The 20,264-nt window shown below is 62.1% G+C and carries 17 protein-coding genes and 1 tRNA gene; 3 read left to right on the forward strand and 15 right to left on the reverse strand.

Annotation, left to right across the window (positions count from 1 at the left end; translation table 11 throughout):
- The coding region (locus tag ACEQXV_RS03775) for a hypothetical protein (RefSeq protein ID WP_370267989.1) at positions 1-244 on the forward strand (244 nt) is incomplete at its 5' end.
- 230 nt (positions 245-474) lie between these two features.
- Here ACEQXV_RS03775 and ACEQXV_RS03780 read toward each other — a convergent pair.
- From ACEQXV_RS03780 to ACEQXV_RS03835, 12 genes are all read right to left on the reverse strand, one after another.
- Entirely contained in the window at positions 475-666 is a 192-nt protein-coding gene (locus ACEQXV_RS03780) for a hypothetical protein (RefSeq protein WP_370254219.1), read from the reverse strand.
- Positions 663-1,550 (reverse strand): NAD(P)-dependent oxidoreductase, encoded by an 888-nt coding sequence (locus tag ACEQXV_RS03785; RefSeq protein WP_370267991.1) that lies wholly within the window; start codon positions 1,548-1,550, stop codon positions 663-665. The genes ACEQXV_RS03780 and ACEQXV_RS03785 overlap by 4 nt, the downstream gene beginning before the upstream one ends.
- 123 nt (positions 1,551-1,673) lie before the next feature.
- The gene (locus ACEQXV_RS03790; RefSeq protein WP_370267992.1) at positions 1,674-3,965 is read right to left on the reverse strand and encodes a glycosyltransferase; all 2,292 of its coding nucleotides are present in this window, start codon (positions 3,963-3,965) and stop codon (positions 1,674-1,676) included.
- A gap of 128 nt (positions 3,966-4,093) precedes the next feature.
- Complete coding sequence (gene galE / locus ACEQXV_RS03795; RefSeq protein WP_370267993.1) at positions 4,094-5,083, reverse strand: UDP-glucose 4-epimerase GalE; 990 nt, start codon at positions 5,081-5,083, stop codon at positions 4,094-4,096.
- A 40-nt stretch (positions 5,084-5,123) separates the two neighbouring features.
- Positions 5,124-5,798 carry a sulfotransferase family 2 domain-containing protein gene (locus ACEQXV_RS03800; protein WP_370267994.1) on the reverse strand — a complete coding sequence of 225 codons (675 nt, stop codon included), beginning with the start codon at positions 5,796-5,798 and terminating at the stop codon, positions 5,124-5,126.
- A 17-nt stretch (positions 5,799-5,815) separates the two neighbouring features.
- The gene (locus tag ACEQXV_RS03805; RefSeq protein ID WP_370267996.1) at positions 5,816-6,862 is read right to left on the reverse strand and encodes a hypothetical protein; all 1,047 of its coding nucleotides are present in this window, start codon (positions 6,860-6,862) and stop codon (positions 5,816-5,818) included.
- Positions 6,859-11,070 carry a glycosyltransferase family 2 protein gene (locus ACEQXV_RS03810; protein ID WP_372525190.1) on the reverse strand — a complete coding sequence of 1,404 codons (4,212 nt, stop codon included), beginning with the start codon at positions 11,068-11,070 and terminating at the stop codon, positions 6,859-6,861. Before ACEQXV_RS03810 ends, ACEQXV_RS03805 begins: the two co-directional genes overlap by 4 nt.
- A 287-nt stretch (positions 11,071-11,357) precedes the next feature.
- The gene (gene rfbA, locus ACEQXV_RS03815) at positions 11,358-12,227 is read right to left on the reverse strand and encodes a glucose-1-phosphate thymidylyltransferase RfbA (protein ID WP_370268000.1); all 870 of its coding nucleotides are present in this window, start codon (positions 12,225-12,227) and stop codon (positions 11,358-11,360) included.
- Entirely contained in the window at positions 12,224-13,081 is an 858-nt protein-coding gene (rfbD, locus tag ACEQXV_RS03820) for a dTDP-4-dehydrorhamnose reductase (RefSeq protein ID WP_370268002.1), read from the reverse strand. The genes rfbA and rfbD overlap by 4 nt, the downstream gene beginning before the upstream one ends.
- A complete protein-coding gene (gene rfbB, locus ACEQXV_RS03825; protein ID WP_370268003.1) occupies positions 13,078-14,127 on the reverse strand; it encodes a dTDP-glucose 4,6-dehydratase in 1,050 nt (349 codons plus the stop codon). Before rfbB ends, rfbD begins: the two co-directional genes overlap by 4 nt.
- A 1-nt stretch (position 14,128) precedes the next feature.
- On the reverse strand, positions 14,129-14,695 hold the full coding sequence (rfbC, locus tag ACEQXV_RS03830; RefSeq protein ID WP_370268005.1) for a dTDP-4-dehydrorhamnose 3,5-epimerase: 567 nt from the start codon (positions 14,693-14,695) through the stop codon (positions 14,129-14,131).
- 536 nt (positions 14,696-15,231) lie between these two features.
- Positions 15,232-15,316, reverse strand: a tRNA-Leu gene (locus tag ACEQXV_RS03835).
- A 276-nt stretch (positions 15,317-15,592) separates the two neighbouring features.
- On the opposite strand from ACEQXV_RS03835, the gene ACEQXV_RS03840 reads away from it, so the two are divergent.
- Positions 15,593-16,186, forward strand: coding sequence for a hypothetical protein (locus ACEQXV_RS03840; RefSeq protein ID WP_372525193.1), 594 nt, complete (start codon positions 15,593-15,595; stop codon positions 16,184-16,186).
- A gap of 16 nt (positions 16,187-16,202) precedes the next feature.
- Here ACEQXV_RS03840 and ACEQXV_RS03845 read toward each other — a convergent pair whose 3' ends face one another.
- The 3 genes from ACEQXV_RS03845 to ACEQXV_RS03855 form a co-directional block, all read right to left on the reverse strand.
- Positions 16,203-17,456 (reverse strand): VWA domain-containing protein, encoded by a 1,254-nt coding sequence (locus ACEQXV_RS03845; protein ID WP_370268009.1) that lies wholly within the window; start codon positions 17,454-17,456, stop codon positions 16,203-16,205.
- Positions 17,457-17,523: 67 nt separating this feature from the next.
- On the reverse strand, positions 17,524-18,006 hold the full coding sequence (locus tag ACEQXV_RS03850) for a peptidase S1 (protein WP_370268011.1): 483 nt from the start codon (positions 18,004-18,006) through the stop codon (positions 17,524-17,526).
- A gap of 154 nt (positions 18,007-18,160) precedes the next feature.
- On the reverse strand, positions 18,161-19,057 hold the full coding sequence (locus ACEQXV_RS03855; protein WP_370268013.1) for an AAA family ATPase: 897 nt from the start codon (positions 19,055-19,057) through the stop codon (positions 18,161-18,163).
- Positions 19,058-19,359: 302 nt separating this feature from the next.
- Here ACEQXV_RS03855 and ACEQXV_RS03860 point away from each other — a divergent pair.
- Positions 19,360-20,264: phosphoadenosine phosphosulfate reductase (locus ACEQXV_RS03860; protein ID WP_370268015.1), on the forward strand; the 905-nt coding region annotated here is incomplete at its 3' end.

Here is a 20,264-nt window from a genome sequence, read left to right on the forward strand (position 1 = left end):
CGCCCAGGCCATCGAGGGCGACGCCCATGTCCACCAGGCCGGCCACGGCAATGGCGCCGGCATCGCCCAGTCCGGCGGCGGCAATTTCGGCGTCGTCCACCAGGAAGGCAACGGCCATACCGGCACGCTCGCCCAGAACGGCTGCGACAGCTACGGCATCTTCCAGTTCGGCGAAGGCACCAACGCCAATGTCGCCCAGGGCAACGGCTGCCAGACCGGCCTGCTCTTCCAGTTCGGCTGGTAATCAGCCCAGAAGGTGCGGCCGGAAAGGGCTTTCCTGGACCCCGCCCAACCCGGCCAAACACCCGCGCCCTCCGGCCATAACGGAGGGCGCGTTCCTGTCAAAAGCTCCCCGCCACAATACAGACACCCCCCGTGCAGACACGGGGCGGACAGGGGGCGGAGCCTTGCGGAAGGGGCGCGATCCTGCGCGGATCGCGATGCAAATTCCTTCCAGGGAATTTGCTGCCCGGCTCAGCCCCTTGGCCGATACCTCTCGGGCAGGTCCTCGGCACCGTAGGCGACCCCCTGCCCCGCCAGCCAGTCGGAAAAGCGCTGGATCTTGTCCTCCAGCGAACAGGTGCCCGGCATGGTTCCGGTGGCCTTGTCATAGGCCATGCGCAGGGCCAGCTGCGCCTCGGGCGACAGGTCCGACCAGCGCGTCATTCCCCGATCCCGTTGGCCCGCGCGATGAAGTCGACCAGGTGCGGCACGTAATCCTCTGGCCCCTCTCCACCCGTCGCCCGGGCCAAGGCATAGCTGTTCTTGACCGCGTTTCCGATCGGGTTGGACAGGCCCGCCGCATCGGCCATCGACGCCAGGTAGCGCATGTCCTTATGCGCGTTGGTCAGGGTGAACTTGTGGCTCTCGCGGTTGCCCTCCAGCGCGTAGCCCATGAAGGTCTGGTAGAACCCGCAATCCATCCGCCCGCCGCGGATCACGCTGTCGAAGGTCTCGACCGAGATGCCCACCTTGCGCGCCAGCGCGATGGCCTCGGCATACATGGCGCCATAGCCGAGCGAGAGGAAATTGTTGATGAGCTTCATCCGGTGCCCGTCGCCCGAGGGCCCGATATGCACGATCGCCGCGGCCCAGGTCTTCAGGATGGGCTCGATCCGCGCGAAGGTGTCGGGATCCGCGCCCACCATGGTCGACAATTCGCCCGCCTCGGCCTGAACCGGGGTGCCGCCAAGCGGCGCATCGGCCATGGCGATCCCCTGCCCGGCCAGCCGCGCCGCCAGCGCCTCGGTCGAGACCGGGTCGGCGGTGGAACAATCGACGATCACCGATCCCGCGGCCAGCGAAGGCGCCAGGTCGGCCACGATCGCCTCGACCTGCGGCGAGCCCGGCGCGCAGACGAAGACCACGTCGCTTGCGCCCGCCAGGTCGGCCAGGCTGCCCGCCTCGGCCGCGCCCCGCGCCACCAGGTCCTCGACGGGCGCGCGGTTGCGATGCGCGATCACGGTGACGGGATAGCCCCCCTTGAGGATGTTCGCGGCCATGCCGTGCCCCATCAACCCCACGCCCACGAACCCGATGTGTTCCACCATGTCTCTGCCTCCCCTGAAGTGTATTGGCAGTGTCAACATCTGGGTGCCGGAGGCAAGGGCCAAGCCATGAGAGCGGGATATGCGCCCAAACAAGCCAGGGTCACGCCGCCTGGACGGACACAATCAAGCAGAGCGCTTGAACCTCGATGTCCAGTGTTGACCGGTGGCCTTGTAAGACAGCATGACATGGGGCGAGAGAAAATCGCGTAACTCTCGCGTGGTCAGAAGCTCCACACCGTCCGACATCTGGCCTTCCTCATCCAGAAAATGGCAGGCAAAGGCCCGTGTCAGGGCACCAGGCCCAGTTGCAAGCCAAAGAGATTCTCCCTGGGGGCCGGAAAACGCACCGACCGCCTCTTCAAGCGCACTGCGAATGGCAGGTTCTTTCGGACGAACTGCCAGGAAATTGTTGCCGACGGACATGAAGTATTCCTGGTAGCCGATAAAGCGCCGATCTAGCGATATGGTCTGTGAAAAGGGCTTGAGGCAGCGATCATCGGCGTCGATGTAAATTCCCCCCTCGTGCCACAACAGGGCCAGTCGAAAGAGGTCCGCCTTTCCCGCTGGCTCCGTTGCAAGCCGGTAGGCCCTGAGAACGTCCATCTCGCCCTTCTCGGCGAGATACGCCCGTGCGGCGCGATCATCGAAAAGCCTGTAGGCAAAGTCCGGGTTCAGAGCCCGGTTTTCTGCCATCAGATGGGCCACTTGCGGCGGGGGCTCGGGGGCATCCCAATACTGGTAAAGAGCCTTGGGGATTCCCTTGCCGTGCAGTGGGGCCGCTCCGAATGTTATGGAACCGGCTTGCACCCTGCGCTTGTGGACGGCCGTCATCAGGCAAAGGGCCAGGGGCGTGCTTCTCGGATCCTGCGCCAAGCGCGCTTGATAATAGCGGATCGCGTCGGTCGGATCGACATGGGCAGCGCAGTGGCCAAGGTCTTCCGACGTTGCAAGCAATCGGAACTCGTTGATGATCTGCCCCATGATGGATTGCGTGGGCTTCATGCTGGACTCACCCGCTGGATCGTTCTGTGCAATCAGTGCCGACGCATGCCGATGCTCGGTCCAGGCTTCATCGACATTGCCCAACAGGATATGCGCCCTTGCCCTCAGACCGAAGGGCGCCGCCGCCTGCGCAGGTTGCGGGCCCAAATCGGAAAGCTGTGCGATCGCCTGTTCCGGGGCACCTTCCACCAGTTCGGCCTCGGCGCGAAGGACCGCGCGGCGTCGAATGGCCTGCTCGCTCAGGGGGCCCATGTCGTGAAGAACGGCCCGAGCCCGAATGCCATCGCCCATCTGAAGCAGGAACTTGGCCAGCAGGAACCTGAGCTGCGTATTTTGCGGCGCCTCCTTCAACCTTTCTTCCAGGTGCCGAAGCGCCAGATCGCTCAGGCCCAGGTTCATCCGGGCCTCGGCCAGGGCTGACAGAAATCGTGGGTTCGCATGAGATCGGTGCGCGTGACGCTCAAGCAGTGTCAGCGCCTGCGCGGCATCCTTGTCCTTCATGGCAATATCTGCCCGCGCAAGCGCGTAGGCCAGCGTGCCTGAAAGCCCCGCTTCATCCCTTTCCAGCAGTTCAGCCGCTTCTTCGATGCGTTTTGCAGAAGCCAGGTAACGGCTGACGGTCAGCTTGACTTGCGGCGTGTTCGGGGCTGCGTTCTCGAACGCCTGGCAGGCTTCCAATGCTGCATCCTGACGACCGAGAGACCTGAGCAAACCCCAGTGCCGAGCATTGATTTCACAGTTGTGAGGATTCTCTTTGAGAGCCACCATGCAAGCATCAATCGCGTCCTCAAACCTGCACGCGCTCTGAAGCGCTGCAATCAAAGCAATATGGACCTGGTGAGCCCGGTATCCCTCGTCCAACAAGGCCCGCAGCCGGGTTTCCGCGCCCTCGATATCTCCCACGGCCGCCAACAGGCTCGCCTCTACGCGCCTCAGCGGCGGGGATAGCTGATCTGGCACATTGTCCCGGAACCATCGCAGGACGTCCGCCGGATGATCCAGCTTCTGTCGGATCTGAATGTTTTCCAGCAGAAGCGGCGGACGTCCGGGAAACCTTTCGCACAGGTCATTCGCCAATTCGAGGGCGCTGCCGGGGCCTTCGATATGGGCCAGCAATGCGATCCGGGCTTGAAGAAACGGAGTATCCGAGCGACTTCCGTCATCGGCGCGTGAGACAAGGGCCTGGGCGTCCTCGACCGCATCTTGTAGAAGAAGGACCTGAACCAGGGGCAGCAGGAGTATTCCTGTGGAAAGCCTGTCCGGGGATCCCTTGGCGAATTCGACGGCGTCCTTGGCACATCCCATCCAGCGCAACGCGTTGAAATGCAGCAAGACAATCTTCGGGACATGCCCCAGGTCCCCGATGGCCCGGCTCGTCAGATCGGCGGCGCGCTTGTGATCGTGCTCTGCCATGAGGGCAGACGCATCAGCCAGAACCCTGGCCACATCATCGCCGAAATCCTTTGCCCCCAAAGCACCTTACCCTTCAAAAAACGCAAACCGACCCTAGCAGGCCCGGGCATTCGATCAAGGGCTTGGCGTCACGCGCGATAGCCCGGGCCCGAATGCCAACGCCAGGCATCCGCGATCATCTGGTCCAGCGTAGATCGCTTGGGGGACCAGCCAAGATCGGTTTCTGCCCGGACACTGCCCGAAACCAGCCTCGTGCAGTCCCCTGCGCGTCGCGGTCCTATATCGTGCGGCACATCCTTCCCGGTGACCTGTCGGCAGGCATCAAGCACCTGCTTGACGGAAAACCCGCTGCCCGTGCCCAGGTTGAAAACCCGGCTTCCCTTGCCATCGAGCAGCCACTTGAGACCGAGCACATGCGCTTCAACAAGGTCCTGCACGTGCACATAATCGCGAATGCAGGTGCCGTCCGGCGTATCGTAGTCGGTTCCGAAAACCGTGAGGGCGGGACGTTTTCCCGCGATAGCCTCCAGCATCAGCGGCACGAGGTGAGTTTCGGGTTGATGGAACTCGCCGATTTCCGCCTCCGGATCGGCACCGGCCACGTTGAAATAGCGGAAGATCACGTGATCGAGCGCGTATCGCGCCGAGAAGTCGCGCAGGATACCTTCGATGGCCAGCTTGGATCCGCCATAGGCGTTGATCGGCTGCTGCGGAGTGTCTTCGGTCAGGGTTTCCTCATCCTTGTCGCCATAAGTGGCGCAGGTGGACGAAAAGACGAAGTTCCTGCATCCCGCATCCACCGACGCTTCGATCAGGTTCAGGGCACCTAGCACGTTTTCGCGCCAATACTTGCCCGGAACTTCCATGCTTTCACCAACCTGGCTGAGCGCGGCAAAATGCATGACCGCGACCGGGGCGTATTCCTTGAACACCGCGTCGACTCGTGCGCGGTCCATTAGATCGCCTTCCTCCAGCGGCCCGTACTTGACCGCCTCACGCCAACCGGTGGACAGGTTGTCGAAGGTCACAGGCAAAAACCCCTGAGACCTGAGCAGCTTGCAGGCATGCGATCCGATGTAGCCGGCTCCCCCGGATACGAATACGGTCTGGTCCTTCACGCGCTTATCCTCTTTCGTTCGCAGATCGGCGGTTCACACATCACGTGAGCTTTGGTGGCGAATAGTAGTCCCGCAGCAATGCGTAATCTCCGGCGCAATACTCCAGAAGCTTGACTTGCGCTTTCCTTGAGAGATCAGAGAAATGGACCTTCTTGCCCCCCCCCTGTTCTCGCCGCATCTCGACGGAGGTTCCGCAGGCTTTGTTCACCAAGTCCCTGAACCGGTTCGTTTCTTCAATGGGGATCACATGGTGAAAGTAGGAGAGATCATGGCCGAGGAAATACGTCATTGGGTCTATATGATGTTTTATCGACGGATGTAGCAAAGCGTATTTTTCCAAATGCAAGATGAAGTCGTTGACTAACGGGTTCGGCTGCACGCCCAAGGCCTTTGCAATATCCAAATTCACCTTATCCGCACCGAGTTCTCCGTGAAACGTAACGCGGTTCTGATAGGCTGAGAGGACTCGCTTAATCGGGTCGCGAATGACGGCTATGAATTCACCTTCGGCGCGGCCTTCACGAGTGGCGTCAAAGAAGCTGCAACTTCTGTAGTCCTCTCTCCAGTTGTGAATGTGGATTTTCTTTTTGTTCGTAACATATGGTTCGAAAGGTTTCTGAAACTCCACCTCATAGACGAATGACTTCAGGCTCGTGCAGGCGACCTTGGGAACCGGGAAATAGACTAGATTTGAGCCTTGGATAGAAATCGACACTTTGGAAAACCCTGCGTTCAGTCTGTTGGGCCAATCTGCAATGCTTCGGCGTGGCCCAACGGCACATCCAAGGCGACAAAGCGGGAACTCTTTGCTGCCGGTTGATCCAGCTTCTTGGCGAATTTTGGCGAGGGCAGGTTCCAGATCACTGGCAATTCGCGCCCTTCTGCTGACAGCCGCCATGCCCCCGTGCCTTCACCGCTGAAAGCCACGCCCTCGACGCGGATGAGGTCAGAGCGCCATGACTGGCGCGGCTTGAAGATTTCAACAACCGCATCCTTCGGCAGGTTTGACCTGTCGACCGCGAGATCCGGCAAGGTCCCGCCAAGCGCGAACTCCCCGATCCCGGCGATCTTCTCCAGATATTCTTCATAATTTTGATAAAGCTTATACTTGTCATTGGTGTTCTGCCCGCCAGAAAAGAGGATCTTGTTCACCTCCTCATCGCTTTGCGGACGCGCAGCCCCCACGTGATCACAGATCCGGCCGAACAGCGCGATCGACACAGGGGCATTGAAGGCATCGTAGACATCCTCGAAGACGGCGATGGCCGGTGTCACCCCGAGGGACAAAATCTCATCGAAAGCCAGCCGAAGCGCTTTCCTGTCTCCGACTTCCTGGCGGATCATGCTCTTGATTGGCAATTCCTGGCCCGCGATGGCCGTTTCGACTTCATCCAGAGATTTCTTTCGGGCGTGATCTGCCCCCCAGATATCGAAAGACTTCGCAAATTGCAGGCTCAGCACTCGCCCGTGCGGCTTCCTTCGGATCAGGAAAATATGCTGGTAGCCCTTCTTCACTGATTGCCGCAGAAGCTCTTGCGTCACGTGCTCTGGCACCGTCTCTACGCAATGCTTGATCGACGGATTGCCTTTCAAGGCAGCTTTCACCCCGGATCGCAGCCCGGCTTCATCCTTTGTGGCGAGCCATGCCTTCGACACATCGCCGAAGATGCGATCCTTGTTGAACGGCTCGTGATGCTTCACCCCGATATGGGCGGCAAGATTGGTTCCACCTGTCCGGCGCAGGGTCCAGATAATGAAGGGGCGCTTGGTTCGTTTCACTTTGGAGTGCCCTCGTTGAGCGGGTGAGCTTGCAGGCCGAAGTCGTAGCTGCGCGAGGCATCGAACTCCACGCTGATTGCCGGGTCGAAGAACCTGCCGCGCGCCTCACCGAGCATCTGCTGGTATCTCTGGTATTCGACGGCCTCGCCGTAATGCTGTTTCCGGCGGATTTCCCGTTGAATTTTTTCAGCAAATTCAGCGTGATACTTGAAGTGACACAAGGTTTGATAGGTTGGCGAAATGGAAACGTTGCCAACGTAATGAATGCCTTCGCTCAGCCTGATCCACGGCGCGTATTTGATGAGCGGGTACTTGTTTGCCACGAATAGGGTCGGATCCATTTCCGGGGACAGGCGGTGGCGCAGCGTGCTGGTCACTCCGCCCTTTGTATTGGAGTAGAACCCCCCTCCGGAGGTCAGCTGGACCGGGGGATCGTCATGCCATCGTGCAAGGTCGAACGGCGACGTCTTCTTGAAATCGCACTTGCCGAGATCCCCCTTGGGATACATGTCGATCAGCCAGGTGCCCACGCAGTCGAAACCCTCGGCGTCAAGCTTCTGCGTGAGCGAAGCCAGGCCGTGCTTCTGCCAATCGGGGAAGACGAAGAACTCGTCCGCATCGGCGAGAATGACCCATTTGCCGACGCAGTGATTGGCCAGCATGGCCTGTTGCCAAGCGACGCCGAAATGCGACGCCTTGTATTCGGAGTCCACGGAATAGAGCAGCACATCTTCCTGCGAGAGCAGATACTCTCTCGACCCATCGGTGGACAGGTTGTCCGCGATGATGAAGGCTTCGATACCAAGGGCTCGGTAATGGGACAGGAAATGCGGCAGCATTGTCATTTCCGAGCGCAGAACCGCGACAAGAACATGAGATGCATCCGCAACGCGTGCAAGCTGGTCCGGACCGCTCAACAATTCAAGCTGGTGCGTGTTCCAGCCGATCTGAGCAGGCGCGCAACTGGGCCAGATCTTGCGCGGCCGCAGGGACGCCGACTGTGCGGCCACGTTGGCTTCGGCAAGGCCGATCGCCCCGTCGAGATGCACGACCCGGGTCGGTGTCGACGGGGAGGTTTCAAAGCCGTTGTCGAACTTGGTCACCAGCGAACTTTCGGGATGGGTCTTGCGATAGACATGCACCAGGTAGTCTTCATTTGCCGGCGTCATACCACGCCTGGCCAGAAGATCCCCCACCAGCTTGTCTTCCATGAATGACACGCTTCTCAGAAACAGGCCGTGATCCGTCTCGGCCTCTTCGCAGACCATCTGCATCGCGTGGCGGGACAGGCTATACCCGGCGCCGCCGTCACAGTAACGGCTTGGCTCCGGGCTCCTGTCCAACATGGCCCTTGCCAGGTGTTGCGCGGACTTTTCCTGGTGCCAATCCCGCTGCATTGCCCCCTCGGGCCGATAGATCGAGCGGCCGTAGTAGTGGAACTTGCGGTAAGTCATCGTATCGAAGAATTCCGATACCGACAGGTGACAGTCATCGTCGATCTTGTAGAGGAACTGATAGCCCGTGTTCTCGTATACCCACCGGATCATTGCGAGCGTCTTGTCGGGCAGCGCCTCGTATGTGTCCTTCACGTTCAAGGCCAGCACATCGCCATCGACCGTGTCATCGCCGTCACCGACCAGAACGAGGTAGGGAATGCCCCTCGCCTTCAGTTCCTTGATCCAGGTGTCGCGAAGAACGGGAATGCGATCCTTGAGGTATTTCCGGCAGGAATAGAGCACCACGAGGGTATCGAACCCAGGGGCATCCCCGGACATACCGTCATTTGGCGGCAGAAGGGCGCGCTCGAGAGTATTGAAAGCGGTCTCTGCCAGGGGACCTGCGGCCTGGCGCAGCTCTGCCAGGGCAGCCCGTGAGGGGCCATGGGCCCAGATCGGCCGACCGTCGGACCAGTAACGCGACCCCGGCAAGGTCGCCAGCCTGTTCAACGCGGATGTCACTGTTGGCGCTTCCAGCGACTTGGCGTCGGACCTGACGGCCTCCAGCAGCCTGCCTTCGGCCAAACGGGCCAGATAGGTGCAATCCTGTCCATCCCGATGAAGCAACTCTGCCCCCCGGCTCAGGACGTCAGCCGCGATCCAGGCGGCTTCGGACACGTTCAACTGCTGGCAAAGCTTTTCCAGTCGGCGCGTGAAGAGCGCGACATCCTCGGTGGGGCCAGACAGTCCCGATATCGCCTGGCCAGCTGCCTTCATGGCCGCACCGAGCTGGGAAGAGGATCGTTCGCCATAGGGGTCCGAGTTGCCGATGACCCGCAGTGCCTCGTAAATCCGGCCCATCTCCGCTTCACCGGCAGGATCCGGTGCGAAGGGATGTGCCGAGGTCCTCAACAGAGTGTCCATGTCCCGGGGGGCGATCATGCCTGCGAGACGGGACAACATCTGATCGTTGCCCGCAAACCATTGCAGGGCCGATGCGTGCGCTTCTCTCAGCGCAATCTTTGCGTCACTGCATCCAAGGTCCCGGAAAAAACAGATCGCCTGCCAGGTTTCCATGAACTGCTGCTCATCGGGCTTACCCTGTCCGAGCCTCCGCACGATGGCAAAGTTCTGCCGCCCCTGAGCAAGCGGGGGAGTAAGAGACCGGTCGCTCATCGCGTCCCAGAAATCCGGCGACAGGCCGTAGACCCTCAGCGCGGTGTTCTCCAGATCGTTCAACAACCAGCGGGGATAGGTTTTCGCATCTTCAAACCAAATTGCGAATGCCCGAATCAGGTAGCGGTCATGAATGCGGCTCCAGTAATCCTTGCTCAGCGCGTCGAGCAAGCCAACGAGCGTATAGACGAACCGGGCCTTGTCAGCCGCAGGCCCAGGGAGTTCCTGAAAATACCGCGAGGCGATGTAGATGCACTCGGTATTGATCCAACCGCTCTGCTTGGCGAGAAGCTCCAGTATCTCGCTTGCGGCAACGAGTTCCCCGCGGGCGGCCAGGAATGGCAACGCGTTCGTGCTTTCCCACCGATTGGTGCTCTTGGACACACGGCGCAGCTCCGCCGTTGAAATGGCATTCACGTATTCCTCGAACCGGCCCCTTCGGCAAATCTCGGCGACATACGCGAAAGACAGAGCGAGCTCTTCCTTATCGGTCAGTCCAAATCGCCTGGCCGAGTTGAGGATTACCTTGTCAGCGGTGACAGAGCTATCATCCAACTGCGTCAGAACATCGCTGAACGCCTTGTGATAGCGGGCATTTCCCGCTGTCGAAGGCGAGATGTCGAGACCGTCAGTCGCCAGCGAACTGGCAAGGAAATCGCCACAACCGTAGAGCTCGGCCTTCTGGGCGAGCCATCTGCGTGCCGCCGTGGAAAAAGTGACCGATTTCCCAAGATACTTGGCATGTTCGATAGCCAAGAGAACCTCTGATTGGTTCTTCCAGTCATTGAGCGCCATGAGTTCGATCGCCCCACAGGCATCGTCCTTGCCCAGTTGGACAGTTTGACGTTCGGCGCCCTCTGGCGTCACCAGTTGCAGCTTGAGCTGGCGTTTGCTGGATGTCGTGTTCCAGACGATGCCGGGCAGGTCGGCGAAGCCTACGAAACGGTCATCCGTGGACTCTGCGGCGTCTTTCACGACGATGAGCGAGGCCATCTCTGATCCGGTGCTGAGCTGCGCCTCCACCCGAGACACCGTTTGGCTTGCGTCGATCCGAAGTTTCAGCCCGTGCTGTGCTGTTCCTTCCGATCGCAGGGGCCTGTCCAACGTCACCACCGAACCAGAGCTGACAGCTGGCGCGATCCCGTTTTGCACGGATCCTGCATCGACCTGAGTGCCCATCACCGTCTTGAGGGACGCCTCGATTGCCTCGAGAAGCTCCGCCGTGGGTTCCAGGCGCTGCCCAGCCGCCAGGACGCTAAGCGCCTTCACACCTCCGAACCTTTTGATATCGGCATAAAAGTCAGCCGGAACATCAAGGCTGAAGCCAGGATTTTCCGGGGCATCTGGCACCGCTGCGCGCACGTCATCCCGGGGGAATCGATTGGCCTTTAAGCTTCTGTGTTCGCTGCCAACAGTGATGGTAAAATCCGTCACCTCGTCCGGCAGTTTGACCCAGCCTTCGATCCTGTCCGACGTGATGCGCTCAACATATCCGAACTGCTCCTTGGCTCCTGACCGCTGCGAAAGGCCCTGGCTGATCAAGCTCGAAACAGATCGAAGAGAGCGGGTCAGGCTCCGGTCGGTTCTTTTGGCCAAAACAAAACCCCTTGGGAATGATGCTATCGGAATCGCACGAACTCTATTGTAGCCCGTCGGGTCGGTGCAACACCGAGCCTCGGTTCAAGGCTCGCCCTGCGGCAATCCGCGTTCATTCGATCGATTGCCGCAACCCCGATACCTCATGTCAAAGCAGCGGAACGCGGAGTTGGCCAACAATGCGCCAAGTTCCCCGGTAAATGCGTAATTCCTAATCATATCCACCAATCGAAAATCTGATGTCCTCACGCGCGGCGACTGCCTGAGGCAATCGTTTCAGCGCAGGATCAAAGCAGTTGAGACAGGTAGGTGCCGTAGCTGTTCTTGCCGAACATTTCAGCCCGTTTCGCAAGGTCTTCGCGGCTGATCCAGCCCTTGTCGAAGGCGATCTCATCGGGGCTGCCCGCTTGCAGGCCCTGGCGGGTTTCCAGCGTGCGCACGAAGTTGCCGGCATCCAGAAGGCTGGCATGCGTGCCCGTGTCCAGCCAGGCATATCCACGCCCCATGCGCTTTACCGACAGCAGCCCCTCGTGAAGATAGCTTTCCAGAAGCGTGGTGATCTCCAGTTCGCCACGCGCAGAGGGCTGTACGCGGCGCGCGCGTTGCGGGGCTGACCCGTCGAGGAAGTAGAGACCGGTCACCGCGTAGGTCGATGGTGGCACCTCGGGCTTTTCGATGATGGCCCTTGCGGTTCCGGCACTGTCGAAATCGACCACGCCATAGCGTTCCGGGTCTGACACGTGGTAGCCGAAGACCGTGCCGCCACCGGTCTGGCGATCCGCTTCTTCCAGGATCAGGGGTAGGCCATGTCCGCAAAAGATGTTGTCACCCAGCACCCTGGCCGAGGGGGCACCGGCCAGGAATTCCTCGGCCAGCAGATAGGCCTGCGCCAAGCCGTCGGGCGAGGGCTGCGTGATATAGGTTAGCGATATGCCCCACTGGCTGCCATCGCCAAGCATGCGCTTGAACTGGTCCTGGTCCTGGGGCGTGGTGATCATGGCGATGTCGCGGATACCGGCCAGCATCAGCACCGTCAGCGGGTAATAGATCATCGGCTTGTCGTAGATCGGCAGCAACTGCTTGGAAATCCCGAGCGTGATCGGATAGAGTCGGCTGCCCGTTCCGCCTGCCAGAATGATACCCTTGCGCTTCGTCATGATGCCTGGTCCTCGATGTCCTTGATAATCGTCGAAAGCCCGTTTCGCCAGTCGGGGCGTGCAATGCCGAAGACCGACAGGGTGGCCGAACAGTCGAGCCGCGAATTGGCCGGCCGCGCCGCGGGGGTGGGATAGGCGCTGGTCGGAATGTCCTCGACCTCGCAGGCCAAGCCAGCCCGGGCAAAGATCGCCCGCGCGAAATCGGCCCAGGACACGTCCGGCGCCCCGCTGAAATGATAGGTGCCCGACTTGGAGGGGTCCTTGGCCAGTTGCCCTGCCATCGCGAGGCAAGCCTCTGCGATATCGCCCGCAGGCGTGGGACCGCCGACCTGATCGGCAACAATGGTCAGTTTCTCGCGCTCGGCCCCGAGACGCAGCATGGTCTTGACGAAGTTCCGCCCGTGGGCCGACACCACCCAAGACGTGCGCAAAATCGCATGCACTCCGCCTGCGGCGCGAACGGCCTGCTCTCCGGAAAGCTTGCTGCGCCCGTAAGCGCCAAGCGGGCCGGTCGGGGCATCGGCGGGCCAGGGAGTCGTGCCGTAGCCATCGAAAACGTAATCCGTCGAGATGTGTACGAAGGGACAGCCAAGCCGCGCGCAGGCCCGCGCCATGGCCCCCGGTGCGTCGCCATTGATGCGGGTGGCGAGGGGCTCTTCGCTTTCTGCCGCGTCGACGGCCGTGTAGGCGGCGGCGTTGATGACGGCCGTGGGCCGGATCTTGTCGATCGCGGCCGCGCAGGCGGCCGGATCCGACAGGTCGGCCGCGTCCCTGCCCAGGAAGATCGCGTCCGGCGCCCGACGCTGCAATTCGCGCGCGACCTGCCCGGTTTTTCCAAAGACGAGCAGGCTCATGTCGCGATTCCCAGGCGCGTGCCGACGCCATCACGGTTCAGCAGCGCCCGCCACCAGTCCTCGTTTTCAAGGTACCAGGCGACCGTGCGGCGCAAACCTTCCTCGACCGTCACCGAGGGGCGCCATCCCAGTTCCGTCCTGATCCGGCTCGGGTCGATCGCGTATCGGGCATCGTGGCCGGGGCGGTCTGTCACGAAGGTGATCTGCTCGCTGTAAGAGCCCGTCTTGCGGGGCCGAAGCTCATCGAGAATGGCGCAAAGCGTTTGCACAAGTTCCAGGTTCGTGCGCTCGTTTTCACCGCCGATATTGTAGCTTTCGCCAAGGGCGCCCCGTTCCAGAACCAGCAAGAGCGCGTCGGCGTGATCCTCGACGTAGAGCCAGTCGCGGATGTTGGACCCGTCGCCATAAATCGGCAGGGGTTTGCCCGCGAGGGCATTGAGAATGATCACGGGAATCAGCTTCTCGGGGAAATGGTAGGGGCCATAATTGTTGGAGCAATTGGTCAGAACCACGGGAAGCCCGTAGGTTTCATGCCAGGCGCGCACCAGGTGATCGGATGCCGCCTTGGAGGCCGAGTAGGGGCTGCGCGGGTCATAGGGGGTGGTTTCGGTGAACTTGACCGACGCGTCATCGGGCAGGCTTCCGAACACCTCGTCGGTCGAGATGTGATGAAAGCGGAACCCTTCGGGCCGGCCTGCAGACAGCCAGAACTTGCGGGCCGCCTCCAGCATGTTGAACGTGCCGGTGATGTTGGTCTCGATGAAGTCGCCCGGCCCGTCGATCGACCGATCCACGTGGCTTTCCGCCGCCAGGTGCATGACGGCGTCCGGGGAATGGGTGTCAAAGACCCGGTCCAGTTCCGCGCGGTTGCGAATGTCGACCTGTTCAAAGGCGTAAAGCGGGCTGTCCGCGACCGAGGCCACGTTGTCGAGGCAGGCCGCGTAGGTCAGCGCATCGAGGTTCACGACGGAATGACCGCGCGCCACGGCCAGGCGCACAACGGCCGACCCGATGAACCCTGCCCCCCCGGTGACCAGCAGCTTCATCTCACGCGTCCTCCCACGTGAACGGACTGTCGAAATCACGCATCAGCGGGGCCGCTTCGTCCTTGGCCGAAAGCTTCGGGGTGATGCCCTCAAGGCTCCAGTCAATGCCAAGCTCCGGGTCATCGAAACGCACCGCGCCATCGGCGTCAGGCGCATAGAAATCGCTGCATTTATAGATGATCTCGGTGTCGGGCGCGCGCGTGACGAAGCCATGCAGGAAGCCTTCGGGGATCAGCAGCTGACGGCCGTTTTCGAAGCTGAGCTCGACCCCCACCCATTGCCCGAAGGTCGCAGATCCCTTGCGAATATCGACCGCCACGTCAAACAGACGCCCCCGCCCACAGCGCACCAGCTTGGCTTGCGCATGCGGCGGAGCCTGGAAATGAAGCCCCCGCACCGTGCCAATATCGCGGGACAGTGAATGGTTGTCCTGAACGAAGTCGATATCCAGGCCGAGATCGGCCATCACCCGCCGGTTCCAGCTTTCGGAAAAGAAGCCACGCTCATCCCCAAAGCGGCGCGGGGTCAGGATCACGACACCGGGCAACTTTGTTTCTTCTGCAATCATGGGGATCTGTCACCTTTTCGGTCGGCAATCATAAGAAGCAGCTCAGATCTAGGAACTGGTGCCTGATCAGAGTGATCCGGTTCGATTGTTAGTGCATGACTAGCCTTGGGTCCATCGGGACGATTTTCTTTCACTAGTCGACAAGGTGCCGCGCATCGTGGAAGCTTCACAGAACCCATTCGGTTTTCAGATATTATCCGCCGCTGTGGCAGAAACGCTCACGGCATCTGTTCTGCTATCGGCGGCCCGGTGCGACAAAGGCGGATGTCGGTCCCACGGCAGTATTCCTGTCCCTGACAGACCGTATGACGAATTCAGCAACTTGGCCCGAACGCACCAGCCGCCAGATCGTGGGATTCTCGACAGATCGCATGAGGCTCGGACCACTCGCCGGATGAACTCCCGTCCTCTGCCCATCCGAAAATGACCGCGGATAGCATCACCGGGCGTCCATCGTGATGAGGCGATGCCTGGCGGTGGCACCCGGGGCCGGGCTGCAGGCGGTAGGCCCGCGATAGATCACATCTTCGATGGATTGGTACCCGTGGCCGGACTCGAACCGGCAAGCCTTGCGGCGGCGGATTTTGAATCCGCTGCGTCTACCAATTCCGCCACACGGGCAACGCTCGACGGGTCTAGCCCTGCCCCGGATCAGCGTCAACGGAAAGATGCGGGGAAATTGCTGATCCCTGCCGGTCGCGGCTTTCTGAGAAATGGGGCAATCCTTTGCATCTCGAGGTCGCCGAAAGATAGATTTACGTGAATTATATCAAATAGTTAAATTCGATGCGTGCAGCACCGTTTCCGATTGCGCACCGCGAAGGCATGTCGATCTCTCGATGGGTTTTCCCGCGCCCTGCCTTGGGCGACACACCCCCGTCGGAGGACATTGCCATCTTGCCGCAGCACCACGAACCCGATCACCTGCCCGGCGAACCGCCGCCGGGATCCGGATTCGCGCTGGCCGGTCTTTGGATGCTGCTGTTCTGGGCGCTTGTCGCGATCCTCGCGATCTGGCTTTTTCCGCGCGATGCAGCCTCGTCCAACACCCCGTCGCGCGACGCTGCGGGCCGGATCGTCATCGACGGGCTCGGCGGCGGCACGTTCCGGTGGGGCTACGATACGGCCGAGCGCCACTGGCGCAGGGGCGATCCGATCCGGCTGGAGGGCACCTATACCAGCGCGGGCACTTTCCTTCTGTGGTCGGTCGAGCAACTGCCGGGGTCCTGCGTGGACCGGGCCGCGCGCTTCGAGTTCCATGAACCGGTGCAGACCAGCGGCATGTTGCTGTCCCTGATCAGCCCGGTGCCGATCATGCTGCCCTTCACCGACCCCGAGGAACGGGTGATCGTGCTGGAGCAGATGACACGCCCTTACAACCCGGCCCTGACGCAGTGGTATTACGACACCGTCGTGGGCCACCCGCCCTCGTCCTTCTTCCGCCTGCAGGGCGAGGAGCTGGGCCGATTCGGCTACCCCATCTGCGCCTGAAGCGGGTGCCCCTGCGCTAGAGCAGCGCCATCAGGCGGGCCTTTTCGCCCATGTCATCGGGGCGCGACAGCGCCTCGGCCAGCCCTTGCAGGGCGGCGATGTTATGGCCCGCGCGAAAGCTGTCCACATGGGGCAGCATGGCCTTGATGCCGGCGGCCCTGGGGGCGAACCCGTCCCACCGAAGCAGCGGATTGAGCCAGATGAGCTTGCGCGACGACAGGTGCAGACGCTCCATTTCCCGCGCCAGCGCATCCGGGTCATCGCGGTCGAGCCCGTCGGTGATCAGCAGCACCACCGCCCCCTGCCCCAGCACCCGGCGTGACCAGTCGCGGTTGAAGGCGTGCAGGCATTGGCCGATCCGCGTGCCGCCTTCCCAGTCCTGCGCCTCGGCCCCGGCGGCGGCCAGCGCGGCATCCACGTCGCGCGCGCCCATGTGGCGGGTGATGTTGGTCAGCCTCGTGCCGAAGGTGAAGGCATGGACCCGTGCCCACCCCTGCCCCTTGGCATTGGCGACCGCGTGCAGGAAATGCAGCACGGCGCGGCTATAGGAGGACATGGAGCCCGAGATATCGCACAGCACCACAAGGTTGGGCCACCGGATGCGTCGGGCCTTCATCTCGAAACGGGTGATCTCGCCCCCGCGCCGCATGGCGCTGCGCATGGTGCGCCGCCAATCGGGCAGTTGCCCGCGAGTGGCGGCCATGGTGCGGCGGCTTTGCAGGGGGCGTACGGGCAGTGTCAGTCCGGCGATGATGCGCCTTGCCTCGGCCATTTCCGCGTTGCTCATCTGTTCGAAATCGAGCGTGCGCAGCCGTTCCTCGCGCGACATGGTCAGTGTCGCGTCGACCTCGATCTCGGTGCCCTCGTCCTCTCGGTCCGCGCCCTCGGGCAGGTCCCGGTCCACCCCGTCCAGCAGCGCCTCGGCTGCGCGTTTTTCCGCCGGTTTGACCGTGCGTTCCTCGGCCACGCCGCGAATGGCGGGCAGCATCATCGACATCATGTGCTCGATATAGCGCGGGTCGCGCCAATAGAGCCGGAAGACCTGGTCGAAGGTGGCGCGGTCCTCGGGGCGGCTGACGAAACAGGCTTGCAGCACATGGTAGAAATCGACCCGCTCGGTAAAGCCTGCCGCCTCGACCGCGCGCACCGCGTCCAGCACGCGCCCCGGCCCCGCCTTCAGCCCTCCCGCCCGGAGCGCCCGGGCGAAATGGGAGATATTGGCGGCAAGCTGCGGGTCATCAGGCAGCTCAAGCGGGATCTGTTCGGCCATGTCGCCTCGTTCAAGGGGCCCCGGCACTGCGCCGGGGCCCCTTTACCTAGCACCAATCCGCGCGGGATCAGTAGTTGTATTCGGTAATGATCAACTGCGCGGGGTTGTTCGAACTGCGATAGTAGCTGCCCGCCCAGATGTCATACTGGCCCGACATCGGGTTGAAGAACACGATGGCAGAGTTCAGCCCCCGGTAATCGTCGTTGTAATGCCAGGACCCGTCGGGCGCGTTCACCACCAGGATCGTATCAACGTTCGAGCGCGCCTCCAAAGCGATGGTGAGCCGCCCGGTCGGGGACTGACCATAATACTGCAGGCGGAAATCGGGGCGCGACACGACCCAGCCCGGTCCAAGGTAGGGCCGGCAGTTGGCCAGGCTGATGCGCCCGCCGGCGGTGATGTTGCGCACATACGGATCGGGCAGGAAGCCCGCGTTCAGGTGGTGCTGACCGAAGACGGTCGGGTTGTTCCAGTTCGGGCAGGCCATGGACTGGCTGGCCCCAAGTAGGCCCACGACGACTGCCGCGAGCGTGAAGAAACGTCTCAACATGATGAATTGTCTCCCTGTAATCCCAACTTACAGGGGCGCCGGGCCGTCCCCCGGCGTCCCTGCTATGCGAAAGCGTAGCAAAGAAACTTCTGCGAGTCCCGGGGTTTAATTGCGCAGGTCAAAGACCTTCTGCCGCGAAATCGGGCAGTCCCGGTCAGGCCGCCGCGCCTGCGCGCACCTCGTCGAGGATGCGCTTGGCCTCGGAGCCCTGCAATTTCTGGATGTCGTCCTGGTATTTCAGGATCGCGCCAATCGTGTCGGCGATGACCTCGGGGCTCAGCTCCAGCACGTCGAGCGCCAGCAGGCACTTGGCCCAGTCGATCGTTTCGGCCACGCCGGGGCGTTTGAACAGATCCTCGGTGCGCAGGCGCTGGACGAATCCCACCACCTCGCGGCTGAGCGCCTCGGCGGCGTCGGGGGCGCGGGCGTGCAGGATCTCCATCTCGCGTTCGAAGGCCGGGTAATCGACCCAGTGATACAGGCAACGGCGCTTGAGCGCGTCATGCACTTCGCGCGTGCGGTTCGAGGTCAGGATGACGATGGGCGGCTCGGGTGCCTTGATGGTGCCCAGTTCCGGGATCGTGACCTGGAAATCGCTGAGCGCCTCCAGCAGGAAAGCCTCGAAAGGTTCATCGGTGCGGTCGATCTCGTCGATCAGCAGCACGGGCGCGCCGCCCGGCTGCGGGCGCATGGCCTGCAAGAGCGGCCGTTCGATCAGGAACTCCTCGGTGAAAAGCTCGTCCTTCAGGGTCGAACGGTCGGCCCCGCCCGACGCCTCTGCCGCGCGGATCGCGATCATCTGCTCGGCGAAGTTCCATTCGTAGACGGCGCTTGCGGCATCCAGCCCTTCGTAGCACTGCAGGCGGATCAGACGGCGCCCGAGGGCCGCCGCGATGGCCTTGGCAATCTCGGTCTTGCCGGTGCCGGCCTCGCCCTCCAGGAAAAGCGGCCGCCCTAGGCGCAGCGTCAGGAACACCACCGTCGCCAGCGCCCGGCCACAGACGTAATCCTGCGCCGCCAGCGCCTCCTGCACCTCGTCGATGGATTGCATGGGTTCTCCTCTCGCTTGCGCCATCAAGGCCGATGCCGGGGGCGCGGGTCAAGCCTTTCGGGGCGAATCCCTTGCCGCAGGCGCGTGGCCCCGATCGCGCCCAAAGCGTTACCGAATAGCTAACCTTCCGCGGACGGTCGTCAATCGCTCGGGGCGCGCGCGCATTGTTGCCCGGACCGGCCTGATGGGGCCAGAAATCGGCTGGTTTCTGCGCCGAATTGCCCCCTGCCCCCCTTGGCCATGCCTTACTCTCGGGGCAGAACTAGGCTAGGTTAACGAGCAGCGCCAATCCGAGTAACGCGATGAACGACATGAACATGCCCCGGCCCGATGCCAATGCCGCCCGCAGCGAGTGGCTTCAGCACATGCGCCAGGTGGGCGAGATGCATGGTTTCTTCGATCGGGTGGGCCGCCATCACCATGCGCTCTACGTTCAGGAGGGCGACACGCTTCTGGTCACCTTCGACGAACTGGGCCGCGTGATGCGCGAAGGCCAGCAGGGCCTGCCGGTGGGGTTCGACGCGGTTAGCAAGCGCGAATGGTCCTATCTGAGCCTCGTGGCCGACGGCGCGACCTGGTTTCGCGACGATGCGCTCTACCGGTTCTTCGACCGGCTGATCGACGAGGGCTTTTTCGACAGTTTCGAAAAGGTGATCTTCTTCGGGGCCGGTCCCATGTGCGGCCATGCTGCCGCCGCCTATTCCGTGGCCGCCGAAGCGGCGCAGGTGGTGGCGCTGTCGCCCGTGGTCAGCCTCAAGCCCGAAACCGCGCCCTTCGAGATCCGCTTCCGCAATGCCTGGCGCAAGGATTTCAGCCACCATTTCGGCGATGCCGCCAAGTCGGTGGCAACGGCGGCGCAGGCCGTGATCGTCTATGATCCCTGCGAATTGCTGGATGCCGCGCATGCGGCACAGTTCCGGGGCCGCAACGTGACCCGCCTGCGCTTTCGCGGCGGCGGTCGCAACCTGTTGCGGCTGCTGGAAAAAGGGGGAAACCTCGACCGGGTGCTGAAGGCCACGGCCAATGGCCGCATGACCCCGCTGCGGTTCGCCCAGATCACCCGGCAACTGCGCCAGAGCCATCCCGACTATCTCAAGCGGCTTTTGCTGCGTGCCGAGGAACGCGGGGGCACGATGCTGCCCCTGATCGTCGCGCAACGGGGGCTTGCAGCCACCGGCGACGCCCATTTCGCCCGCGCGATGATGAC

The organism is Nioella sp. (genome assembly GCF_964229645.1).
Taxonomy (GTDB): domain Bacteria; phylum Pseudomonadota; class Alphaproteobacteria; order Rhodobacterales; family Rhodobacteraceae; genus Nioella.